Origin of the sequence: Actinobaculum sp. oral taxon 183 str. F0552, assembly GCF_000466165.1 — a bacterium.
Lineage (GTDB): Bacteria > Actinomycetota > Actinomycetes > Actinomycetales > Actinomycetaceae > Peptidiphaga.
In genome coordinates this window covers 46173-65573 of record NZ_KE951477.1, presented here as the reverse complement: position 1 = coordinate 65573, position 19401 = coordinate 46173, and the positions used below count along the sequence as shown (strand labels likewise).

Annotated in this window: 13 protein-coding genes; 1 reads left to right on the top strand and 12 read right to left on the bottom strand. The window is 66.0% G+C overall.

Annotated elements, in window-relative coordinates:
- Positions 1–62: 62 nt before the first annotated feature.
- The 5 genes from HMPREF0043_RS09925 to HMPREF0043_RS09905 form a co-directional block, all read right to left on the bottom strand.
- Positions 63–2357: a hypothetical protein gene (locus HMPREF0043_RS09925; RefSeq protein WP_021602961.1), complete on the bottom strand. Its 2295-nt coding sequence runs from the start codon at positions 2355–2357 to the stop codon at positions 63–65.
- Positions 2357–2719 carry a hypothetical protein gene (locus HMPREF0043_RS09920; protein WP_021602960.1) on the bottom strand — a complete coding sequence of 121 codons (363 nt, stop codon included), beginning with the start codon at positions 2717–2719 and terminating at the stop codon, positions 2357–2359. The genes HMPREF0043_RS09925 and HMPREF0043_RS09920 overlap by 1 nt, the downstream gene beginning before the upstream one ends.
- Positions 2720–3010: 291 nt before the next feature.
- Positions 3011–5728, bottom strand: a complete 2718-nt coding sequence (ppdK, locus tag HMPREF0043_RS09915) for a pyruvate, phosphate dikinase (protein WP_021602959.1) — start codon at positions 5726–5728, stop codon at positions 3011–3013.
- A 134-nt stretch (positions 5729–5862) separates the two neighbouring features.
- Positions 5863–6261, bottom strand: coding sequence for a hypothetical protein (locus HMPREF0043_RS09910; protein ID WP_021602958.1), 399 nt, complete (start codon positions 6259–6261; stop codon positions 5863–5865).
- Between the two features lie 3 nt (positions 6262–6264).
- Positions 6265–6993, bottom strand: a complete 729-nt coding sequence (locus HMPREF0043_RS09905; RefSeq protein WP_156897592.1) for a hypothetical protein — start codon at positions 6991–6993, stop codon at positions 6265–6267.
- A gap of 709 nt (positions 6994–7702) precedes the next feature.
- Here HMPREF0043_RS09905 and HMPREF0043_RS09900 point away from each other — a divergent pair.
- On the top strand, positions 7703–8068 hold the full coding sequence (locus tag HMPREF0043_RS09900) for a hypothetical protein (protein ID WP_051317533.1): 366 nt from the start codon (positions 7703–7705) through the stop codon (positions 8066–8068).
- 131 nt (positions 8069–8199) lie between these two features.
- On the opposite strand, the gene HMPREF0043_RS09895 is transcribed toward HMPREF0043_RS09900, so the two are convergent.
- From HMPREF0043_RS09895 to HMPREF0043_RS09865, 7 genes are all read right to left on the bottom strand, one after another.
- Positions 8200–9990: a formate--tetrahydrofolate ligase gene (locus tag HMPREF0043_RS09895; protein WP_084432582.1), complete on the bottom strand. Its 1791-nt coding sequence runs from the start codon at positions 9988–9990 to the stop codon at positions 8200–8202.
- Positions 9991–11239: 1249 nt separating this feature from the next.
- On the bottom strand, positions 11240–12283 hold the full coding sequence (locus tag HMPREF0043_RS09890) for an NAD(P)H-dependent glycerol-3-phosphate dehydrogenase (protein ID WP_021602952.1): 1044 nt from the start codon (positions 12281–12283) through the stop codon (positions 11240–11242).
- 8 nt (positions 12284–12291) lie between these two features.
- Complete coding sequence (locus tag HMPREF0043_RS09885) at positions 12292–13851, bottom strand: xylulokinase (protein WP_021602951.1); 1560 nt, start codon at positions 13849–13851, stop codon at positions 12292–12294.
- A gap of 342 nt (positions 13852–14193) precedes the next feature.
- Complete coding sequence (locus HMPREF0043_RS09880) at positions 14194–15753, bottom strand: xylulokinase (protein WP_021602949.1); 1560 nt, start codon at positions 15751–15753, stop codon at positions 14194–14196.
- A 69-nt stretch (positions 15754–15822) separates the two neighbouring features.
- Entirely contained in the window at positions 15823–16884 is a 1062-nt protein-coding gene (locus HMPREF0043_RS09875) for an NAD(P)H-dependent glycerol-3-phosphate dehydrogenase (protein ID WP_021602948.1), read from the bottom strand.
- Positions 16885–17005: 121 nt separating this feature from the next.
- Positions 17006–17707 carry an L-ribulose-5-phosphate 4-epimerase gene (locus HMPREF0043_RS09870; RefSeq protein ID WP_021602947.1) on the bottom strand — a complete coding sequence of 234 codons (702 nt, stop codon included), beginning with the start codon at positions 17705–17707 and terminating at the stop codon, positions 17006–17008.
- Entirely contained in the window at positions 17704–19386 is a 1683-nt protein-coding gene (locus HMPREF0043_RS09865) for a ribulokinase (RefSeq protein WP_021602946.1), read from the bottom strand. The genes HMPREF0043_RS09870 and HMPREF0043_RS09865 overlap by 4 nt, the downstream gene beginning before the upstream one ends.
- Positions 19387–19401 lie beyond the last annotated feature (15 nt).

The window sequence follows — 19401 nt, the reverse complement described above, 5'->3', positions numbered from 1 at the left end:
ACTCCCTTACCTATCCAATTGGAATAAGGAATCGCTCCAAAACCATTTTTAATATTTTCTTGTCACCTTTGGTTACGTTTCTCAAGTGCCTCAAACACCTCGGTATTCGCATGTTTTGGAGCTGTAAAACATGTCCGTACCATAGGGGCCCATTTATTTATGGCGGCTGTCACGTTCTCCTTTTTACCGGATGTTATTGCATATTCCATATCTCTGGAATAGCCTTCCTGGGTGACGGCCAGCATCGCATCCATCGCCGGAGGTCTCTTGTCCGCACCCGCCGGGAATGAGACCTTCGAGTCGGTGTTTCCTTTCAGGCTGTCAAAACCCATATCAACGAATATTCCGTCACTGCTAGTAATTCGACTGGCGAAATCCCTACCGAAATGTATAGTAGAAGATCGAGCGATACCTCCATCAACTGTACTGAAGTAACTGGTGTAATGCCCCTGCATCGATGCTGTGATCCCATCGATATGAGGCGCAAGAATTAGTCCAGCCCAGGATCGGAGATTTTTATTATGGTACCCGAAGGCATCCTGGCCATTGACCTTACCACCAGCAGGCGATTCGAGGCCTTCCTGATAGCCGTATAAGAAACCGCCTGCGATTCTAGTGGCCCGGCTATTGCGGTCCTTCCAAACCTTAACTCGTTCCTCCCAAACTCTGTAATCCTGCTCGTATTTCGTCGGGTCACTATACTGCCAACGCGCCGGCCTCTCCGGAGCCGCGTCCCCCGGAGCCGACAATTGCTTAATCACCTTGCCGTAGATTTCACCGCCATCTTGAAAACCGTGATACCCTTCTGCATTTTTGCTGCTCTGACGATGCCCTGTTAGGTACCGTGTCATGTCGATTTTTGCGTGATCCGGTTTTCCATCACCCGTGACATCGACATCGAACGTCGTATGGCTCGTCATGAACCGCTGAAGAGAATCGAATCGCCTATTCTCAGCTTCGATGAGAGCAGTGTAATTGGATATACGAGGGAATTTTGAAAGATTCTTTTCAATATAATCTGGACGATCCATCAGTGTGAACATAGAGTGAATGGGATCCATGTATTTACTATATGCATCCGTCTTATTATCATTTCCCAAAAGTTTTTCACCTACTTTGTCAGCACTACGATAATCTTTCCATGGTTTAATTTCATTATCCCAAGCAATTACATCATGAGCTACGGATCGACCAGAAGGAAGTTTGTCGAAATAGGCTTCACCTAGTGTAAGATTATTGTTTTCTTTCGCCGCGATACCCAGTATCTGCGACATGATTCCGTATCCGATTGCATCGCCGGGTTGAAGAAGTGACTTTCTGTACTCATGAAATTTGTACTTCTTCCGCCCTACGGCCTTGAGCTCCTCCATTCGAGCTTGGGTCACTTCCGCGAGGGACCGTCCGTCCGCGGTCTTCAAGCCCTTCCGCACGGTTTCGAACGAGTTCTGCTCCGCGCAGTGCATGCCGTCCAAGTTGGAACCACCGCTGTACAGCGCCAGCATGGTCCCCATGCTGCACATCGCCTTCTCCGAAAGATCCCTGTTCTCGCCTCGAAGGGCGCTAAGCCGGAGCGAGCACTCCAGGATCTTCTCGGTTCCGACCCGTTCCGAGACCGCCGCCGCAACGAACGGATCGCCGAGGTCGTAGCCGTAGACGTCCATCAGCTTCTTCACTTTGTCAACCGTGAGGTTCTTATCCTCGATCACCTTGGCGATATGAGGCGCGGCCTCGTGCGCGTAATCCCACCGCGCCTGGCCGCCCACAAGGGGCATGTCCGCAAGATAGGCCGCGCCGATCGCACTCCGGCTTTTGCGGACGTGCGGGGGAACGAGCGCGCTCATCAGCGCACTGATCTTATTCGCAGCGGACTTTGATTCCTCGTCTATGTCATTTATGTATTTTTTATACTCCTTCAAGCATTCCTGCTGAACCGCATCCCTGTCATTCTCGAATTTCTGCATAAGGTACTCATTGCGCGCTATGTCCATCGGCTCCGTGACCCGCGATCTCTTGACGCCAGCCACATTGGCATTGTAAGTGTTCTCAGCCTCATCCCATCTCGTCTGCAGCCCGGGAATCGCCGTACGGGCCTTGGAGACTTTATCCTTCACATTTTTCAAGCAGTCCTTGCACTGGTCCACGGACGCCCTCATCTGCTCCATCTTGCCTTTGAGCACCTCCAGGTCCCTGGTGTAAGCGGCTTTGGCGGCCCCGTCCCACACCTCCCGGGGCACGCTCACGGTCATGAGCTGGGTTTGCGTGTACCCTCCGGCTATCTTGTTGAGATCCTCGATGATGTCCTGGAATTCGGCCATAACATTCGGAATCTGCGGCAGATTCTTCTCCCCCGAGGCCATCAGTCGTCCCCCATCGCGGCCTGGCCCATGCGATCTCGTAGCTTCTTGTAGGCCGACGCCGACATCGTCTCCGCGGCGTCGAAATTCGCCATGGCGCTCTGCGCACCCGACCCGAGCACGGAACAGGCGTCCGACAGCTCCTTCGAGCAGTTTTGGGCGAGTGGCAGATACTCCGCCAGCGCGGAGCTCAATTTGCTCACGCCGCCGCCGTCACCGTTGGGGATCTGCGGGAAGACGCTGGCCGCAGTGTATATGGGATCGTTGTATCCGTAGGCGATTCTGTTAACCGTCTCCGCATCCGTCCAATTCGACGAAGAGACCACGCCAACGGCATCTCGATTGAATATCACCTGATCAGCCATAGCAACCCCTTTCACGGACGCGATCGTTGCCTATGTGCCGCGAACCTATCACACATCCCGAGCTCGCACTAGACTTTCGAGCTTTCGAAATGAAAGGTCTCAATATGTGGCGCCGGTTGACTTTCAGGCCGCATACGGCAAAGGGGCGGCGCTCGGCGTGGAGCGCCGCCCCTTCCAGGCGACAGGTCGAGCGATCGGTCCGTCCGAACGGTCCCGGCCGACCATCCGTCCCAAACGGCAGATCAGCCGCACCAACCGCCCAGCCGAAGCCAGTCGAACAGCGGCGGCCGCTCAGGCAGTCGCCTCAGCCCTATCCGCGATGGCCGCACGGCCGGCCTCCAGCCGGGCGACCGGCACGCGGAACGGCGAGCAGGAGACGTAGTCCAGGCCGATCCCGTCGAAGAAGTGGATCGACGCAGGATCGCCGCCGTGCTCGCCGCAAATGCCGCAGTGAAGGTTCGGATTGCCGCGGCGCCCGCGTCGCACGCCCGTCGCCACCAGTTCGCCGACGCCCTGGATGTCGAGCGTCTCGAAGGGCGAGATGCCGAAGATCCCGTAGGTGAAGTACTCGTTGAAGAACGAGACCTCGACGTCGTCGCGCGAGAAGCCCCAGGCGGTCTGGGTGAGGTCGTTGGTGCCGAAGGAGAAGAAATCGGATTCCTCCGCGATCTGCTCGGCCCTGATCGCCGCGCGCGGCAGCTCGATCATGTTGCCGATGGGCAGGTCGAGCTCCATGCCCGACTCCCGCGAGACGTCGGCGATGATCGCCAGGGCCTCGTCGCGGACGATCTGAAGCTCGCGATCCGACCCGATGAGCGGGACCATGATCTCCGGGCGGGGGTCCAAGCCCCGCTTCCTGCACTCCACCGCGGCCTCGGCGATCGCGCGGATCTGCAGGGCGAACAGGCCCTTGATCTTCAAGCCCAGGCGCACGCCGCGCAAGCCGAGCATCGGATTCTGCTCGTGGTTGGCCTTCACGGCCTCCAAGAGAAGCCTCTCGTGGTCGGTGACCTCCTCGCCGCGCTCCGCTTTGAGGGCCAGCCGCACGGACAGCTCGGTGAGGTCGGGGAGGAATTCGTGCAGCGGCGGGTCGATGAGGCGCACCGTCACCGGCAGGCCGTCCATGGCCGTGAAGATGCCGATGAAGTCGGACTTCTGCAGCGGCATGAGGGCGTCGAAGGCCTCCTGGCGCTCCTCGGCGGTCTCGGCCAGGATCACTGCCTCGATGAGCTTGCGGCGGTCGCCGAGGAACATGTGCTCGGTGCGGCACAGGCCGATGCCCTGCGCGCCGAAGGAGCGGGCGCGCTCGGCGTCCTCGGGGTTGTCCGCGTTCGCCCGCACCTCCAGGCAGCGCCTCCTATCCGCGCGGGTGAGGATCCGATCGACGGAGCGGACGAGGTCCTGCGTGTCGGCGTCCGGGGAGGCGTCCAGAGCGGCCTCCAGGCCCTTGGAGATGTAGGTCATGACCGGGGAGTCGACCACGGGCACGTCGCCCTTGAAGACCTCGCCGGTCGTGCCGTCGATGGCGATGACGTCGCCGGCCTTGAGTACGAGGTCCTCAGACCTGACGTGGATGGTCCCCGCGGCCTCGTCGACCACCAGGTCCTCGGCTCCGACCACGCAGCAGCGGCCCATTCCGCGGGCGACGACGGCGGCGTGCGACGTCTTGCCGCCGCGAGCGGTCAGGACGCCGGAGGCGGCCATCATCCCCGCGAGGTCGTCGGGGTTGGTCTCGCGGCGGACGAGGATCACCGAGGCGCCGGCGGCCACGCGCGAAGCGGCCTGATCGTTGTCCAGGACGATCTCGCCGACTGCCGCACCCGGCGAGGCGGGCATGCCCTTGGTGACGACCGTTTTCTCCGCGGCCTTGTCGAACTGGGGGAAGAGGAGGGCTGTGAGCTGGTCGCCGGTCACGCGGGTGACGGCTTCGTCCGTGGTGATCAGGCGTTCGTCGACGAGCTGGGTGGCGACCCTGAACGCGGCGGCGGCCGTGCGCTTGCCGACGCGGGTCTGGAGCATCCACAGCTTGCCCTGCTGGATGGTGAACTCGATGTCGCACAGGTCGCGGTAGTGGGTCTCCAACTTGACCATGATGGAGCGCAGCTCGTCATAGGACTTCTTGTCGAGGCGCTCCAGGTCGGCCAGGGAGAGGGTGTTGCGGATTCCGGCGACCACGTCCTCGCCCTGAGCGTTGACGAGGTAGTCGCCGTAGACGCCCGAATGCCCGGTGGAGGGGTCGCGGGTGAAGCACACGCCGGTTCCGGAGGTCTCGCCCATGTTGCCGAACACCATGGTGCACACGTTGACGGCCGTGCCGAGGTCGTTGGGGATGCGCTCGCGACGGCGGTAGAGCCTGGCGCGCTCGGTGTTCCACGAGCGGAAGACGGCCTCGATGGCGAGGTCCATCTGCCTGCGCGGGTCCTGCGGGAAGGCCTCGCCCGTCTCCTCCTCGACGACCTTCTTGAACTCCTCGACCAGGTGCTTGAGGTCCGCGGTGGTCATGTCGAGGTCGCCCTTGTAGCCCTTGTCCGCCTGGAGCTTGTGGAGGATGTCGGCGAACCTGTCGCCGTCGATGTCCTGGACCGTCTTGCCGAACATCTGGATGAGGCGGCGGTAGGAATCCCAGGCGAAGCGATCGTTGCCGGATTGGGCCGCCAGGCCTTCGACGGACTCGTCGTTGAGCCCGATGTTCAAGACGGTCTCCATCATGCCGGGCATGGAGAACTTCGCGCCGGAGCGCACGGAGACGAGCAGGGGGTCGGAGGGGTCGCCGAGTCGCCTGCCCATCGCCTGCTCGACCTCGCGCAGATGCGCAGTGACCTCGACGTCGAGGGTTTCGGGCGCTTCGCCGGCGGCGAGGTAGGCGCGGCAGGCCTCGGTGGTGATGGTGAAGCCTGGGGGAACCGGCAGGCCGAGCGTGGTCATCTCGGCGAGATTCGCGCCCTTTCCACCGAGCAGATCCTTCATGTCGCGATTGCCTTCAGTGAATGAGTAGACGTATTTCGTCATTGAATGTCCTCCATCGGAGCGTTGTGAAAACCGCGGTTGCGGGCCACGCACCAGGCTAACATCTCACCCGGCGCCCTATGACGAAAGGCCCTTGCGGCATACTGGCGAAACCTCGAAATCGCCGGTTCTTAGTCCTAGAAATCGCCGAGCGCCCAGAGCCCCGCGTATCCGCACCCGGCTGCGACGATATAGGAGGCGAGGGTCCCGATGATGAAGCGCTCGGTGAGGGCCGGGTCGGTCTGGAGCTCGGCCCAGCGCCCCAGGCCTTTGACGGCGACGACGGCCGCCACCAGCTCGGGCTGCCCGGCGAGCACGGCCCCGGTGATGGCGATCCGCTCCAACACGCCGATCCACGTGCCCCCGCGAAGCACATAGGGGCCCGACTCCTCCTCCAGCACGGTGGCCTGGTGCCCGCCCACGTTGGGACGGGATGCCTTCGGGCCTCCCTTCACGCGCGCCAGGCGGAGGACGACGTCGACGACTGCCCAGCCGACGGCGGCCGAGGCTAACAGGGCGAGGAGGACGACGGCCACGGCCTACCTCTCCTCGCCGTCGGCGTTGACGCCGCGCCTGCCTCGGGCCGGTGCGCGCCCATCCCGGACCACGGCATCCGAGCCGTGAGCATAGGCGCGTCCGCCGGGAGTCGCGTCGGCCCCGAGAGCCGCATCAGTCCCACTCAGCCGGGTCGCGCCGGTCCCACTCAGCCGGGTCGCGCCGCTGCCGCCTTGGACTGCGGACATGAGCTCTTCGAGCACTTCCCACCCGCGCATTTCGAGGTCGTATCCAGCAGCCGTCCGCCGCTGGGAGACGGCCGAAGCGCTGACACCCAGCTCGCGAGCGGCCTGCCGACCCGTCAGGCCGGAGTCGAGGGCCCGGACCGCCTGGATCTGAGCCTCCGTGCGGCCGGCGATCGTCGCGGCCAGGAATCGGCACATCACTTCGATCGTGGAGACCATCAACGGCGAAACGGCGGGGTCGCCTCCTGCCCGGACGGCGACGTCCCCCGAGGATTTAGCCGCGTCCACCGCCTCGCGGGCGGAGACGAAGGCCGAGCCCCTCCCCTCCCGGACCGTTGCGGGAACGCCTTCGATCGGGCCGATGCCGATGCCCAGATGCCACCCTCCCTCCCGGACGACGGCCCGCACGGCCGCGACGGCTCCCGCCGCGTCGCCGAAGAGACCCTGGATCTCGTCGCCGACCGTGCGCTCGAATCCCGCAAGCGGAGGAGAGGTTGCGCACACTTCGCGGAGAATGTCAAGAAGCACGGGAACCCTGTCCGTCTCCGTCCGCGAATGGCGCTGGTCAATCGTCAGCACGAACACGAAACGCCCCTCTCATGAACTGCCGCCTCATTTTCCAGCCGGCTCACCGGCGAGCCTATCCCCTCGCCCGCCCTTCAACGGCGGAAACACGCGGCGAACGGGGAGGCGGCATCCCCGTCTCCCCGCGTCGCAGCGCCTCGCCTCGTGCCATCCGCAGGAAATGCCATTTCATGTCCTCAAAATGTCGCCCCGGGTCCCCACGGCGAGATGGGAGGAGACGCGGCGAGGAAACCGATGCTCCTCCCCTTTGCGCGAACCCACCGGCGCCGGCGTCGCCCTATGGACAGCAATGGTGTATTCTGCCGGAAGAGGCCGAAAACACACCAGTCCACGAAAGGACGCAATGCCCACTCGCCCGTTTTCGGGACGCAGGCCGGGAATGCTCTCACTCGGCTGCGCGGTTCTCATATTCGCACTAGGCGCATGCAGTCTGAGCCTAGGCGCAAGCGCGCCGTTTCAGAGGACAGCATCCGGCTCTATCAGCACCGGATCGGCGGCGCCTGGCGGCCCCGGAGCGTCGCGCACTTCGACATCCTCCTCACCGGCCACGCCCGATCCCACGAAACCCGCCGCTCTGCGGAAGGCGATCGCCGAAGGCGCCTACTCGAACGCCGGCGGACCGATCCCGGACGGCGCCACCAAGATCACAGCGGTGGGATCGGACGGCACCGCCCTCATCAGAACGCCCACCGGGAACATCGGCTGCGAATTCTCCGCGACCGCCTATGCGGGATGCGGCGTCAGTTCGTACATGAGCGACGTCCCCTACGGAAAAGACGAGGCGGGCCCGGCCTGGTGGATCGATCTCAGCGCTGCCAACGCCATTCCGCGGATCGTCTCGCACAGTCAACCCGGCAGCTGGGAAGTCGGAAGCCACACCGTCCAGACCGTCCCCTACGGCAGCGTCGTGCACTACGGTTCATACGTCTGCGCGTCCGAGAGTCCGGGCCTGACGTGCTGGAACACGGCGAATGGGCACGGCGCCTTCATGCGGCGCTCTAGCACCACCGTCTTCTAAGCGTCCGACTACAAGCCCAGGCGTTCAGCTCCAAAGCTAAATTCTTATGAATTAAGGTTTCGAACTAATGGCGGCGCGGCCCGGCGGGAAGGCTCGCGATTCCGCACCTGTGCGCGTGGGCGGCATCGCGATCAATGCATGCCCCTGATGGCGCCGTCGACGACCTCGATGTCACAGGCCGAAGGGCGTTTGGGCAGGCCGGGCATCGTCATGATCGACCCTGAGATGAGCACGACGAAACCCGCCCCGGCCGACAGCCTCACCTCGCGAATCGGCACGGTGAAGCCCTCGGGCGCGCCGAGCGCCTTCGCGTCGGTGGAGAAGGAGTACTGGGTCTTGGCCATGCACACGGGCAGGCTCCCCCATCCCGCCGCCTCCAGCCGGGCGAGTTCGCGGGCCGCCGCCGGTTCGAAGCTCACGTCGGCGCCGCGGTAGACGCGGGTGACGATGGCCCGGGCCTTCTCTGCCAGGGGAAGGGCGCTCGGGTAGCAGTAGCGCATCCGAGACGATGCAAAGGCCTGCGGCGCCATGTCCCGCTGAGGCGACTCCGAGGCCGACGGCGTGCCCCGCTGAGGCGATTCCAGTCGAGAAGTCTCCGGGCTCGGCGGCGTCGCCAGCGCTTCGGCGACCGTCCGAGCCAATTCCAAGGCGCCCTCGCCGCCGCGCGCGAAATGGTCCGTCAGGACGGCCGGAACGCCCAGTGGCGCCACCGCCTCCTCGATGGCGGCGATCTCGGCGGAGGTGTCGGCGGCGAACCGGTTGACGGCCACGACGACGTTCTGCCCGAAGACTCCGGCGAGGTTCTCGCAGTGCCGGACGAGGTTGGCGCTCCCGGCGCGCACGGCACCGGCGTCCTCCGCCTCCAGGTCCGCCAGGGCGACGCCGCCGTGGTATTTCAATGCCCGCACCGTCGCGACGACCACCGTCAGGTCGGGGGCGAGGCCGCTCTGGCGGGCCACGATGTCGATGTACTTCTCCGCTCCGAGATCCGCGCCGAAACCCGCTTCCGTCACGACGATGTCGCCGAGCTTCGCCGCCGCACGCGTGGCGATGACGGAGTTCGTGCCGTGGGCGATGTTGGCGAAGGGCCCTCCGTGGACGAACGCGGGGGTGCCCTCCAGGGTCTGGACGAGGTTCGGGGCGAGGGCGTCGCGGAGCACGGCCGTCATGGCTCCGACGGCGCCGAGATCCGCCGCGGTGACGGGCTCTCCGGCAGACGACGTGCCGACGACGATCCGCCCGAGCCGCTCGCCCAGGTCCGCGAGGGAGTCAGCCATGCAGAAGGTGGCCATCACCTGGGACGCCGCCGTGATGTCGAAACCCGTCTCCCGCGTGACTCCTCCGGTCCGGCCCCCCAGGCCGGCGACGATGCTGCGCAGTGCGCGATCGTTGATGTCGATGGACCGGCGGATCGCCACGCTGCGCGGATCGATGTCGTGCGTGCCGAAGTGCAGCGCGTTGTCGACCATCGCGGCCAGCAGGTTGTTCGCCTCGGCGATGGCGGCGAAATCGCCGGTGAAGTGGAGGTTGATCTCGTCGCCGGGAGTCACCTGGGCCTTTCCCCCGCCGACGGCTCCGCCCTTGATGCCGAAGACCGGCCCCATGGACGGCTCGCGGAGGGCGAGCACTGGGCGCCTTCCTATCCGCGAGAGGCCGTCGGCCAGGCCGATCGACGTGGTCGTCTTCCCCTCGCCTGCGGGCGTCGGGGAGACAGCGGTGACCAAGACGATCCGGGAATCCCGCTCGGGCAGGCCTCGCAGATAGTCGAGATCGATTTTCGCCTTGCCGTGGCCGTAGACGAGGACGTGCTCGTCCGGGACTCCCAGGGCGGCGGCAACGTCCCGCATCGGCCTGACGGCGATAGTGGATTCAGCCGGGGTGGTGGTTCCGGCCGGGGCATCCGGTTCGGTTGCAGCTGGCATCGGTCCGATCTCGGCAGACGGGCCGGCTGGGGATCGGACTGCGGCGGGCGTCGGTTCGATCCCGGCGAATGGCCCGAGTTGGCTGGTGTTCACAACGACTCCTCGTTTCTTTCAGCGCATCGCGGCGTTTCTTTCAGCGCCTCACGACGCCGCCCCTTCCGGTGCACCGGAAGGCGGTCGCCCTGCGCCACAGACTGCCCAGCTCTTTCGATCTAGCGACGATTGGTCTGCAACCCGGGCGATTGGCCTGTGGTCTAGCGACGTTCGCCGCGGGGAAGACGAATGGCAGCCGTCGGCCAATGTTATGCCAGCCGGCGCGGCGTCCGTCAACCGCGCGCACATATACGATACCGGCAGACGCATGGCATGGGCGCAAGCGGTGCGTCGGCGGGCCAGACAGCGAGCGGGCGGTGGACGGTTAGCCCGGCGATACCCAAAGCCAGCCTGGTGACACTCACAACCGGCCTAGTGATACTCAAAACTCCGGTGAACTGACATCTCACCGGGTCGAAAACCGGTGAAATATCGGCGTTACCTGAGTGTCACCGGGCACAAGATTCACCCTTCGGCACCAATCTAGGTTTCACCGGGTGCGAAATCTAAACACAGAGATACACTACGACAATAGAGTGAATTATATTCACTTTAATGCTTATATGTAATAGCTTTACAATAATTTACGACTTTAAGCAGGCGAAAGAATGTACAACTACACGACGGAGCGCCTGGCCGACGCCCGGCTGCAGCAAGTCATGCTGCCGAAATGCCCGCCTACACGACGACGAGACGCCAGGCGAGATACGAGACAGAACCAAAGGGGCTGGAAACGCCACGCATACGACGGGATGCCCGGCCGTCAGGCCGGACACCCCGTCTTGCTTCCCCTGAAGGGACCCGTATTCGATTGAGTCAGGTCGAAATAGGCTTCCCAACATCCGGGCGAAATCCCGTCGCGATATCCCAAGGCCTTCTTCACGAAGCCGCTTCCAGCCATTTCAAGCGGAAAGCGTCCCCGAGATCGACGAAGTCGACTGCGTCGTCCGCCGGTCTCAGGCGGAAGCCCGCCCGAGGCCCTTAACGCCCATCCCTCACCGCGCGAGGGCGGGCCGGCGCTGGGACGCCGCGCTGCCAAAGCCCAGCATTGAAAGCCGGCATCGCGGAAACCCAGCGCCGCCGACGCCTGGCATCGGAAGCCTTGAAGCCCGACATCGCCAATGCCCAAAGCAAGGCGCCGCCCCTCGGCTCTCGCTCAGGGGCGAGGGGGAAGCACAGCCTGCGCCACGATGTCCGCATAATCCGGGTCGTCGGCCTCGACGACCCGGCGTGCAGCGTACAGAAGTGGCAGCTTCTCTTTGATCTGAGGCGCAGACTGCTCCACCAGCTGAATAGCCAGCGGAAGTGCGGGAACCCCTTCGACGGTCTGCTCGAGGCCGGCCATCGTCGCCAAGGCCGCCTTGGCGCCCTCGCCGCGGCCGATGCGCACGCCGTAGACCTTGTTGCGCCCGGACAGTCCGGTCACCTCGAGGTCTCCGACGCCCGGCAGGCCGTAGGCCGTGGCCGGATCGGCGCCCAGCGCCGTCGAAAGGATCGACATCTCGCGCACCGCCTCGTTGAACGTCGCGGCCTTGAGGTTGTGATGGGGCTTGCCCGTCTTCTCCTCCAGCCCGTCGGCGATGCCCAGCATGATCGCGTACACGTTCTTCATCGGCGCGCAGATCTCAACGCCCACTTCGTCGTCCGTGGCCTCGATGCAGTAATGCTCCGAGCGGGCGGCGCGCGCGAACTCCACGGCGACGTCGCGGCTCTTGCATCCGAAGATCGTGGCCGTAGGCTCGCCGGCCGCGCACTCGTTGGCCTTGACCGGCCCGGCGATGGCGACGATCGGCGGAAGTTCGACGTCGGCGGCCTTCGCGATCGAACGGATCCCTTCCGGCAGAAGGAGGATCTTGCCGTCGACCGGCATGAACCCCTTCGACGTCAGCCACAGCGCCTTCGCCTTGGCGATGCCGGGCAGGGCCATCTCGGTCACCTTCGGCACGCCCTGGGAGGCGACGGAGACGACGACGACGTCGACGCCGTCGAGCGCATCCTCCAAGCCGGCGGACCGGAACGGATGGACCTTGCCGGAGATGACCACGTTGATGCGCGGATGCGGGCGGCCCTCCTCGATCGCGTCGATGAGATGGTCGTCCAGCCACGTGCCCCACAGGTTGACGTCCCAACCGGCTTGGACGAGGGCGTTGGCCAGGCCGGAGCCCATTGCCCCGGCGCCGAGTATCGCGACTTTCGGCATGTCTCCTCCTATTCCTCGGCTCCCGAGAGCTCGGCGTCGGGGTGACGCTTGGCGAACTCGTGGAGCAGATCGTTCGTCTCCTTGAGGTTCGAGTACAGGCGGCCCTGGATTTCCCCGAGTTCGGCGTAGACCTCGTGCTCGTCCATATTCGGCTCGGTCACGTCGGTGAACTGCGCCATCCTCTCGGCCGCCGTCGCAATCGACGTGTCGCCGAACACGCCGGTGGAGGCCATCGCGACGATCGCGGCGCCCAGCGCGGAGATCTCCTCCTCCTTGCACCCGGTGATCGGCAGGCCGATGGCGTCGGTCATGATCTGGCGCCACAGCGGCGAGCGCAGCCCGCCGCCCATGCCGCGCACCGCGGTCAGCTTGACCCCGGTCGCCTCCTCCATGGCGTGCAGCGAGCGCGACATCTCGATGCAGATCGCCTCCAGGAGCGAGCGGTACATCGAGCCCTTCCCATGGGTTCCGCGCCAGCCGACGATCGCGCCGCGGGCGACCGGCTCCCAGTAGGGCGACTGGACGGCGTTCCAGTACGGGAGCGTGACGAGCCCGCCGCTGCCGGGCGTGCGCGCCGCGGCCAGCGCTTCCAGCTCCGGGTCGGGCGCGCCCGCCAACTCGGGCCTGCCGAGGGCCCGCCGGAACCACGTGGCCAGGTAGTTGCCCGAGGATTGCAGGACCTCCAGGATGTACGTGTCCGGGATGCCGCCCGCGAGGGTGCGGTAAACCTGACCGAACTGGTACTCGGGGGACGTGACGCCGGCGTTCACGGCGGTGCCCATGTTCAGGTAGGCGACGTCAGGGGTGACCGCCGCGGCGCCGACGCCGGCCGCCTGGCCGTCGCCGCAGCCGGCGATGACCGGGATCTCGGCGACCCCCCATTCCTTGGCGAGCTCGGGCTTGAGCGCGCCGAGGGTCTGCCCGGGCTTGACGAGGCCGGCCATCTGATCGCGGCGCACGCCCGCGATCTGAAGCAGGCCCTCGTCGTAGTCGAGCTTGGCGATGTCGAAGAGGCCCAGGGAATCGGCGCAGGCGGTCGAATCGACCCACGAGCCGGTCAGACAGAAGGCGATGTAGGCCGAGACCGTGGTGACCTTCTCGGCGCTCGCCCACAGGTCGGGCTGGTGCTCCTTGACCCACGCCATCTTGTAGATGGCCGGGGTGACGTCGGCGGGCTTGCCGGAGAGCTGGTGGATCTCGGGCGTGCCGTACCTGAGGATTTGGTCGGCGGCGCGGATGTCGAGCCACAGGATGCCGTTGCGCAGCGGCGTGCCGTCGGCGGTGAACGGCGCGAAGGACTCGCGCTGGTGCGTGATGCCGAAGGCCGCGATGCGCTCCTTCTCCGCCGGGGTCAGCTTGCCCACGGCCTCCCCCACGGCCTCGTGGGTGGAGGTCCACCACTGGCGCGGGTCGTGCTCGCCGAACCCCTGCTCCGGTGAGAGCAGGGCGATCTCCCGCCTGCCCAGAGAGATGACGTTTCCTTGCGTGTCGACGACGATCGCCTTGGTCGAGGTCGTCGACGAATCGATGGCTATAACCAGGGGGTCGTCAGCAGATATATGTGACATGTTCAGTCCTTTGTTTCGTCATTGAATCGATAGATGGGTGCGTGAATTCACTGATAGTGAATAGATGAAGTTATGCGTGATCTGCGATTGCGATAAACGGATACCTGCGTGGGTCGACGGGCGGCGGCCGTTGACGGGATCCACACCGGATACCGAGGTCCCTGTCGGATGCCCTGTGGCCGGGCATCCGACAGGCGATGTACTCGACGCCGGAATGCACAGAATTCCGGCCCCATTGCCGAGATATTCCCGGCGCCGAGCGCTTGTGATGGGCGCGGGCAGAACGTCGCGGCCGAAGGCGTCCGCCGAGCTCGCCCGCTGCCCGTCATTCCTCGTGGACGGTCACTCCTCACCACCGGTCAGCTCGGCGTCGGGATGCCTGCGGGCGAACTCGTGGAGTTGCGCGTCGGTCTCCTTCAGGTTCGAGTACAGGCGGCCTTGGATGGCCGAGAGCTCGTCGTAGATCGCGTGATTGCCCATGTCGGGCTCCGTGACGTCGGTGAACTGCGCCATCCTCTCGGCGGCCGTGGCGACGTCGTTATCGCCGAACACGCCGGTGGAGGCCATCGCGATGATCGCGGCGCCCAGCGCGGAGATCTCCTCCTCCTTGCACCCGGTGATCGGCAGGCCGATGGCGTCGGTCATGATCTGGCGCCACAGCGGCGAGCGCAGCCCGCCGCCCATGCCGCGGACCTCTTTGAGCGGCACGCCCGTGGAGGCCTCGAGCTCGCGAAGGGATCGCGCCATCTCCAGGCTGACGCCCTCCAGGAGCGAGCGGTACATCGAGCCCTTCCCGTGGGTTCCGCGCCAGCCGACGATCGCGCCGCGGGCGACCGGGTCCCAGTGCGGGGACTGGACCGCGCCCCAGTAGGGCATCGTCACGAGCCCTCCGCTGCCGGGCGTGCGGGCCGCCGCGAGCTCCTCGAGCTCCGGGTCGGGCGCGCCCGCCAGCTCGGGCCTGCCGAAGGCGCGACGGTACCACCCGGCCAAGTAAGCGCCCGAGTTCTGGACGAGTTCGAGGATGTAGGTGTCCGGCACGCCTGCGGCTTCGGTGCGGAAGAGCTTCTCGTAGCGGTATTCGGCGGAGGGGACGCCCGCCACCACGGCGGTGCCCATGTTCAGGTAGGCGACGTCGGGGCTGACCGCGGCGGCGCCGACGCCGGCCGCCTGGCCGTCGCCGCAACCGGCGATGACCGGGATCTCGGCGACCCCCCACTCGTCGGCGACGGCCCGCTTGAGCGTTCCGAGGACCTGCCCGGGCTTGACGAGCTCGGCCATCTGATCGCGGCGCACGCCCGCGATCTCCAGCAGGCCCTCGTCGTAGTCGAGCGTCCTGATGTTCGACAGGCTGAGCGAGTCGGCGCAGGCCGCCGAGTCAACCCACGAGCCAGTCAGGCAGAAGGCGATGTAGGCCGAGACGGTGGTCACCTTGTCGGCGGCGCGCAGCGACTCCGGCTCGTGCTCCTTGAGCCAGGCCATCTTGTACAGACCGGGTGTGACGTCCGCCGGGCGCCCGGACAGCGCGTGTATCTCGGGGGTGCCGTAGCGCTGGGCCTGGTCGGCGGCGCGGATGTCGAGCCACAGGATGCCGTTGCGCAGCGGCGTGCCGTCGGCGGTGAACGGCGCGAAGGACTCGCGCTGGTGCGTGATGCCGAGCGCGGCCACGCGCTCCTTCTCGGCCGGGGTCAGGCCGGCGAGGGCTTCGGCGATGGCGTCGCGGGTGGAGGTCCACCACTGGCGCGGGTCGTGCTCGCCGAACCCCTGCTCGGGCGAGAGCAGGGCGATGTCGCGCTTGCCGAGCGCGAGGACGTTTCCCGCGGCGTCGACGACGATCGCCTTGGTGGCCGTCGTCGACGAATCGATGGCGACGACGAGGGGACCGTCGGTGGGTGTGGATTGCATGCATGCTCCTTGGAGAGGGGTGGGGTTGCGTCCCGGCGGCGTGGGCTCCTGCCGGGACGCAACCCGGGATTACTTGAGACCGCCGAAGAACCGGTCCCACGGCATCTCAAGCGGCGCGTCCTCGGCCACGACCGAGTAGAGGAACCGGCACAGGGAGTACTCGTCGGGTCCGATGACGCCGCGCTCGGTCAACGGGCCGAGCGCCTTGCCGATCACCTTGATAGCCGCGACGCCTTCGAGCGTCACGCCCTTCATAAGGCGATCCTGAACTTCGGAGAAGGGGACGCCCTCGCCGACGTATCCGCCGGCCTTGACGTTGCGGCCGCCCATCGAGGTGACGAACATGTCGCCCACCCCGCCCAGGCCGTCGGCCGTCACGGGATCGCCTCCCATGAGGGTCACGAAGGACCTCAGCTCCTTCTGCCCCTGGGCGAAGACGGCCGCGCCGTAGTTGTACATGACGTAGCGGTCGTTCTCCTTGCCCGCCGCGCGCAGCATCCCCTGGGCGAAGCCTGCGGCGAAGGCGTAGACGTTCTTCGTAGCAGCGCCCGTCTCGTGCCCGACGAAGTCCGTGGACGTCCACACGTGGTAGTAGTCCGTGCGGAACAGGTCGGCGAGGTAGTCGAGGTCGTCCTGGTCCTGTCCGCAGAAGACGACGCAGGTGTCGTGGTGGACGGCCAGCTCGCCGGCGATCGACGGGCCGACGATGGCGTTCCAGGAGACGCTCTCGGCCAGCTCGGGGTCGAAGTAGGAGCGCAGGACGTCCGGGAGGATGCGCATCGTGCCGTCGTCGTCGGCGCGCATCCCCTTCGTGACGGTCAGGAGCTTCTGGCCCGGCTTCATAAGCCTGGCCAGGTGCTCGCCCGCCCATTCGATGCCGAAGGAGTTGACGCCGCACATGACGACGTCGGCGCCGTCGAAGGCTTCCTCGGCCTGTTCCAGCTGGTAGGCGGTCACGCCCGGATTGACCTTGAGCCCGAGATCGGGGTGGACGCCCGTCGACTGGATCGAGTCGATGATCTCGCGGTCGAGGAAAGTGCCGACCAGGCGCACTTCGTTGCCGTTCTCCGACGCCGGGAACGAGAGCGCCGTCGCCATGATTCCACTGCCCAGCACTGCGATTCGTGCCATTGCTCATCCTTCCTCATGCTGCGCGTCGCGCGCATGTCTTTCCTTGCCGTTCCAGGCCGAAGGCGCCGGGCGGGCGGCAGGTCCGGGTATCGGAGCCGGCGCCGCCCGGCGCGGTCCGGCGTCAGTGTTGACCGTACACATTCTGATAGCGGGCGTAGAGGGAGTCGATCGCCCCCTGCGCCACGGGGACGGGGTCGCCCAGCAGCTGCGCCATGGCGACCGTGCGCGCCACTTCCTCGACCATCACGGCGGCCTTGACCGCGGCCTGGGCGTCCTTCCCGATGGTGAACGGGCCGTGGTTGGCCATGAGCACCGCGGGCGAGCGCGAATCCCTCAGGGTCTCCACGATGCCGCGCCCGATCGAGTCGTCGCCGATGATCGCGAAGGGGCCCACGGGCACCTCGCCGCCGAACTCGTCGCCCATCATCGTCAGGACGCACGGGATCGGGCGGTGCAGCGAGGCGAAAGCCGTCGCGTACGTGGAGTGGGTGTGGACCACCCCGCCGACGTCCTCCATGTGCCGGTAGACGTAGGCGTGGGCGGCCGTGTCGGACGAGGGGGTCAGGGCGGCGGGCGTGCCGTCGTCGATCTTCTCGCCGTCCAGCGTGCACACCACCATGTTGTCGGCGGCGAGCTCGTCGTAGCGGACCCCGGAGGGTTTGATGGCGAACAGGTCGGCGCCCGGGACGCGTTCGGAGACGTTGCCGGCCGTCCAGACCACGAGGCCGTTGGCGGGAAGCTCGGCGTGCAGCCGCGCCACCCGCTCCCTCGTGGCCCGGACGGAGGCCTGAACGTCCGGTGCGAGCTCGGACAGGCGGATCACTGCTCGGCGTCCTTGTCGCGGAAGACGCGCGCGCGGATGTCCTTCAGCCGGTGCATCGGCGAGACGCCGTTGTAGCGGCCGAAGAAATCGTGCAGCTCCTTGTAGATGTCGTATACCTCGTCGTAGCGGGCGGAGGCTTCGAGATTCGGCTCGTAGGCGTGCTTCTCGACCGAGGACATGGCGTCGGCGGCGGCGAAGACGTCCGGGTAGACGCCGGCCGCGACCGCGGCGAAGACGGCCGAGCCCAGCGCGCCGGTCTGCTCGGCGGCGGAGACCGAGATCGGGCGGCGCGTGATGTCGGCGAGCATCTGCATGTAGTACGCGTTCTTCAGTAGGCCGCCGGCGGCGACGATCTCGTCGACCTTGATGCCGTGCTCGACGAAATTGTCGATGATGACGCGGCAGCCGAAGGCGGTCGCCTCCAGCAGCGCACGGTACATGTCCTCGGGGCGGGTCGTCAGCGTCTGGCCGACGATGAGGCCGGAGAGACGGGCGTCGGCCAGGATCGAGCGGTTGCCGTTGTGCCAGTCGAGGGCGACCAGGCCGTGCTCGCCGATCTCCTGGTCCTTCGACTTCTCCACGAGCAGGTCGTGGACGGAGACGCCGCGCGAGGCCGCCTCCTCCTTGTACTCGACCGGCACGCAGGTGTCGACGAACCACGCGAAGATGTCGCCGACGGCCGTCTGGCCGCCCTCGAATCCCCAGTAGCCGTCGACGGCGCCGCCGTCGACGATCCCGAACACGCCGGGGCAGTCACGGTACTCTTCGCCGTTGAGCACGTAGCAGGAGGACGTGCCCAGGATCGCGGTGAGCTGGCCCGGGCGGACGGCGTTCGCCCCGGCGACCACGACGTGCGCGTCGATATTGCCGGACGCGACGGCGATGCCCTCGGGCAGGCCCGTCAGCTCGGCCATCTCCTTCGTCAGCCCGCCGACCTTCGCGCCGAGCGGCAGCACGGGGGCGCTCATCTTGTCCTCGAACACGGTGCCGAAGCCGGGTTTGACGGCTTCGAGGTACTCGTGGGAGGGATATGTCCCGTCCTGGAGCATGCGCTTGTAGCCGGAGTCGCCCGCCGACTGGGTCAGGGTGCCGGTCAGGCGCCACGTCAGCCAGTCGAGGAGGTTGCACACCACGGCGGCCTCTTCGTAGACCTCGGGCGCCATCTCGAAGACCTCGAGGACCTTCGGCAGGAGCAGCTCGGAGGAGAGCACCCCGCCGTAGCGGCCCAGCCACCATTCGCGCCGGGCCTCGGCGACCTTGACCAGGCGGGTGGCCTGGTCCTGGGCGCCGTGGTGCTTCCACAGCTTGACGTATGCGTGGACGTTGTTCTCGAAACCGGGCTTCTCGCACAGCGGCACGCCGTCCTCGTCGGTGAAGAACACCGTGGCGGAGGTGGCGTCGACGCCGATGCCGACGATGTCGGCGGGGTCCACACCGGAGGCCTTGACGGCCGCGGGCACGGATTCGCGCAGCACCTTGATGTAGTCGGCGGGGTTCTGCAGGGCGAATTCGGGCGGGAGCGGCTGGTCGTCGCCGGCGGTCAGGGTGCGGTCCATGACGCCGTGCGGGTATTCGGTCACGTGCGTGCCCAGCTGCTCGCCTGTCGCGGCGTCGACGACGATGGCGCGGCCGGAGAGCGTTCCGTAGTCGATGCCGATCAGGTATTTCTTGTCGGACATGGTCTCTCTTCTCCT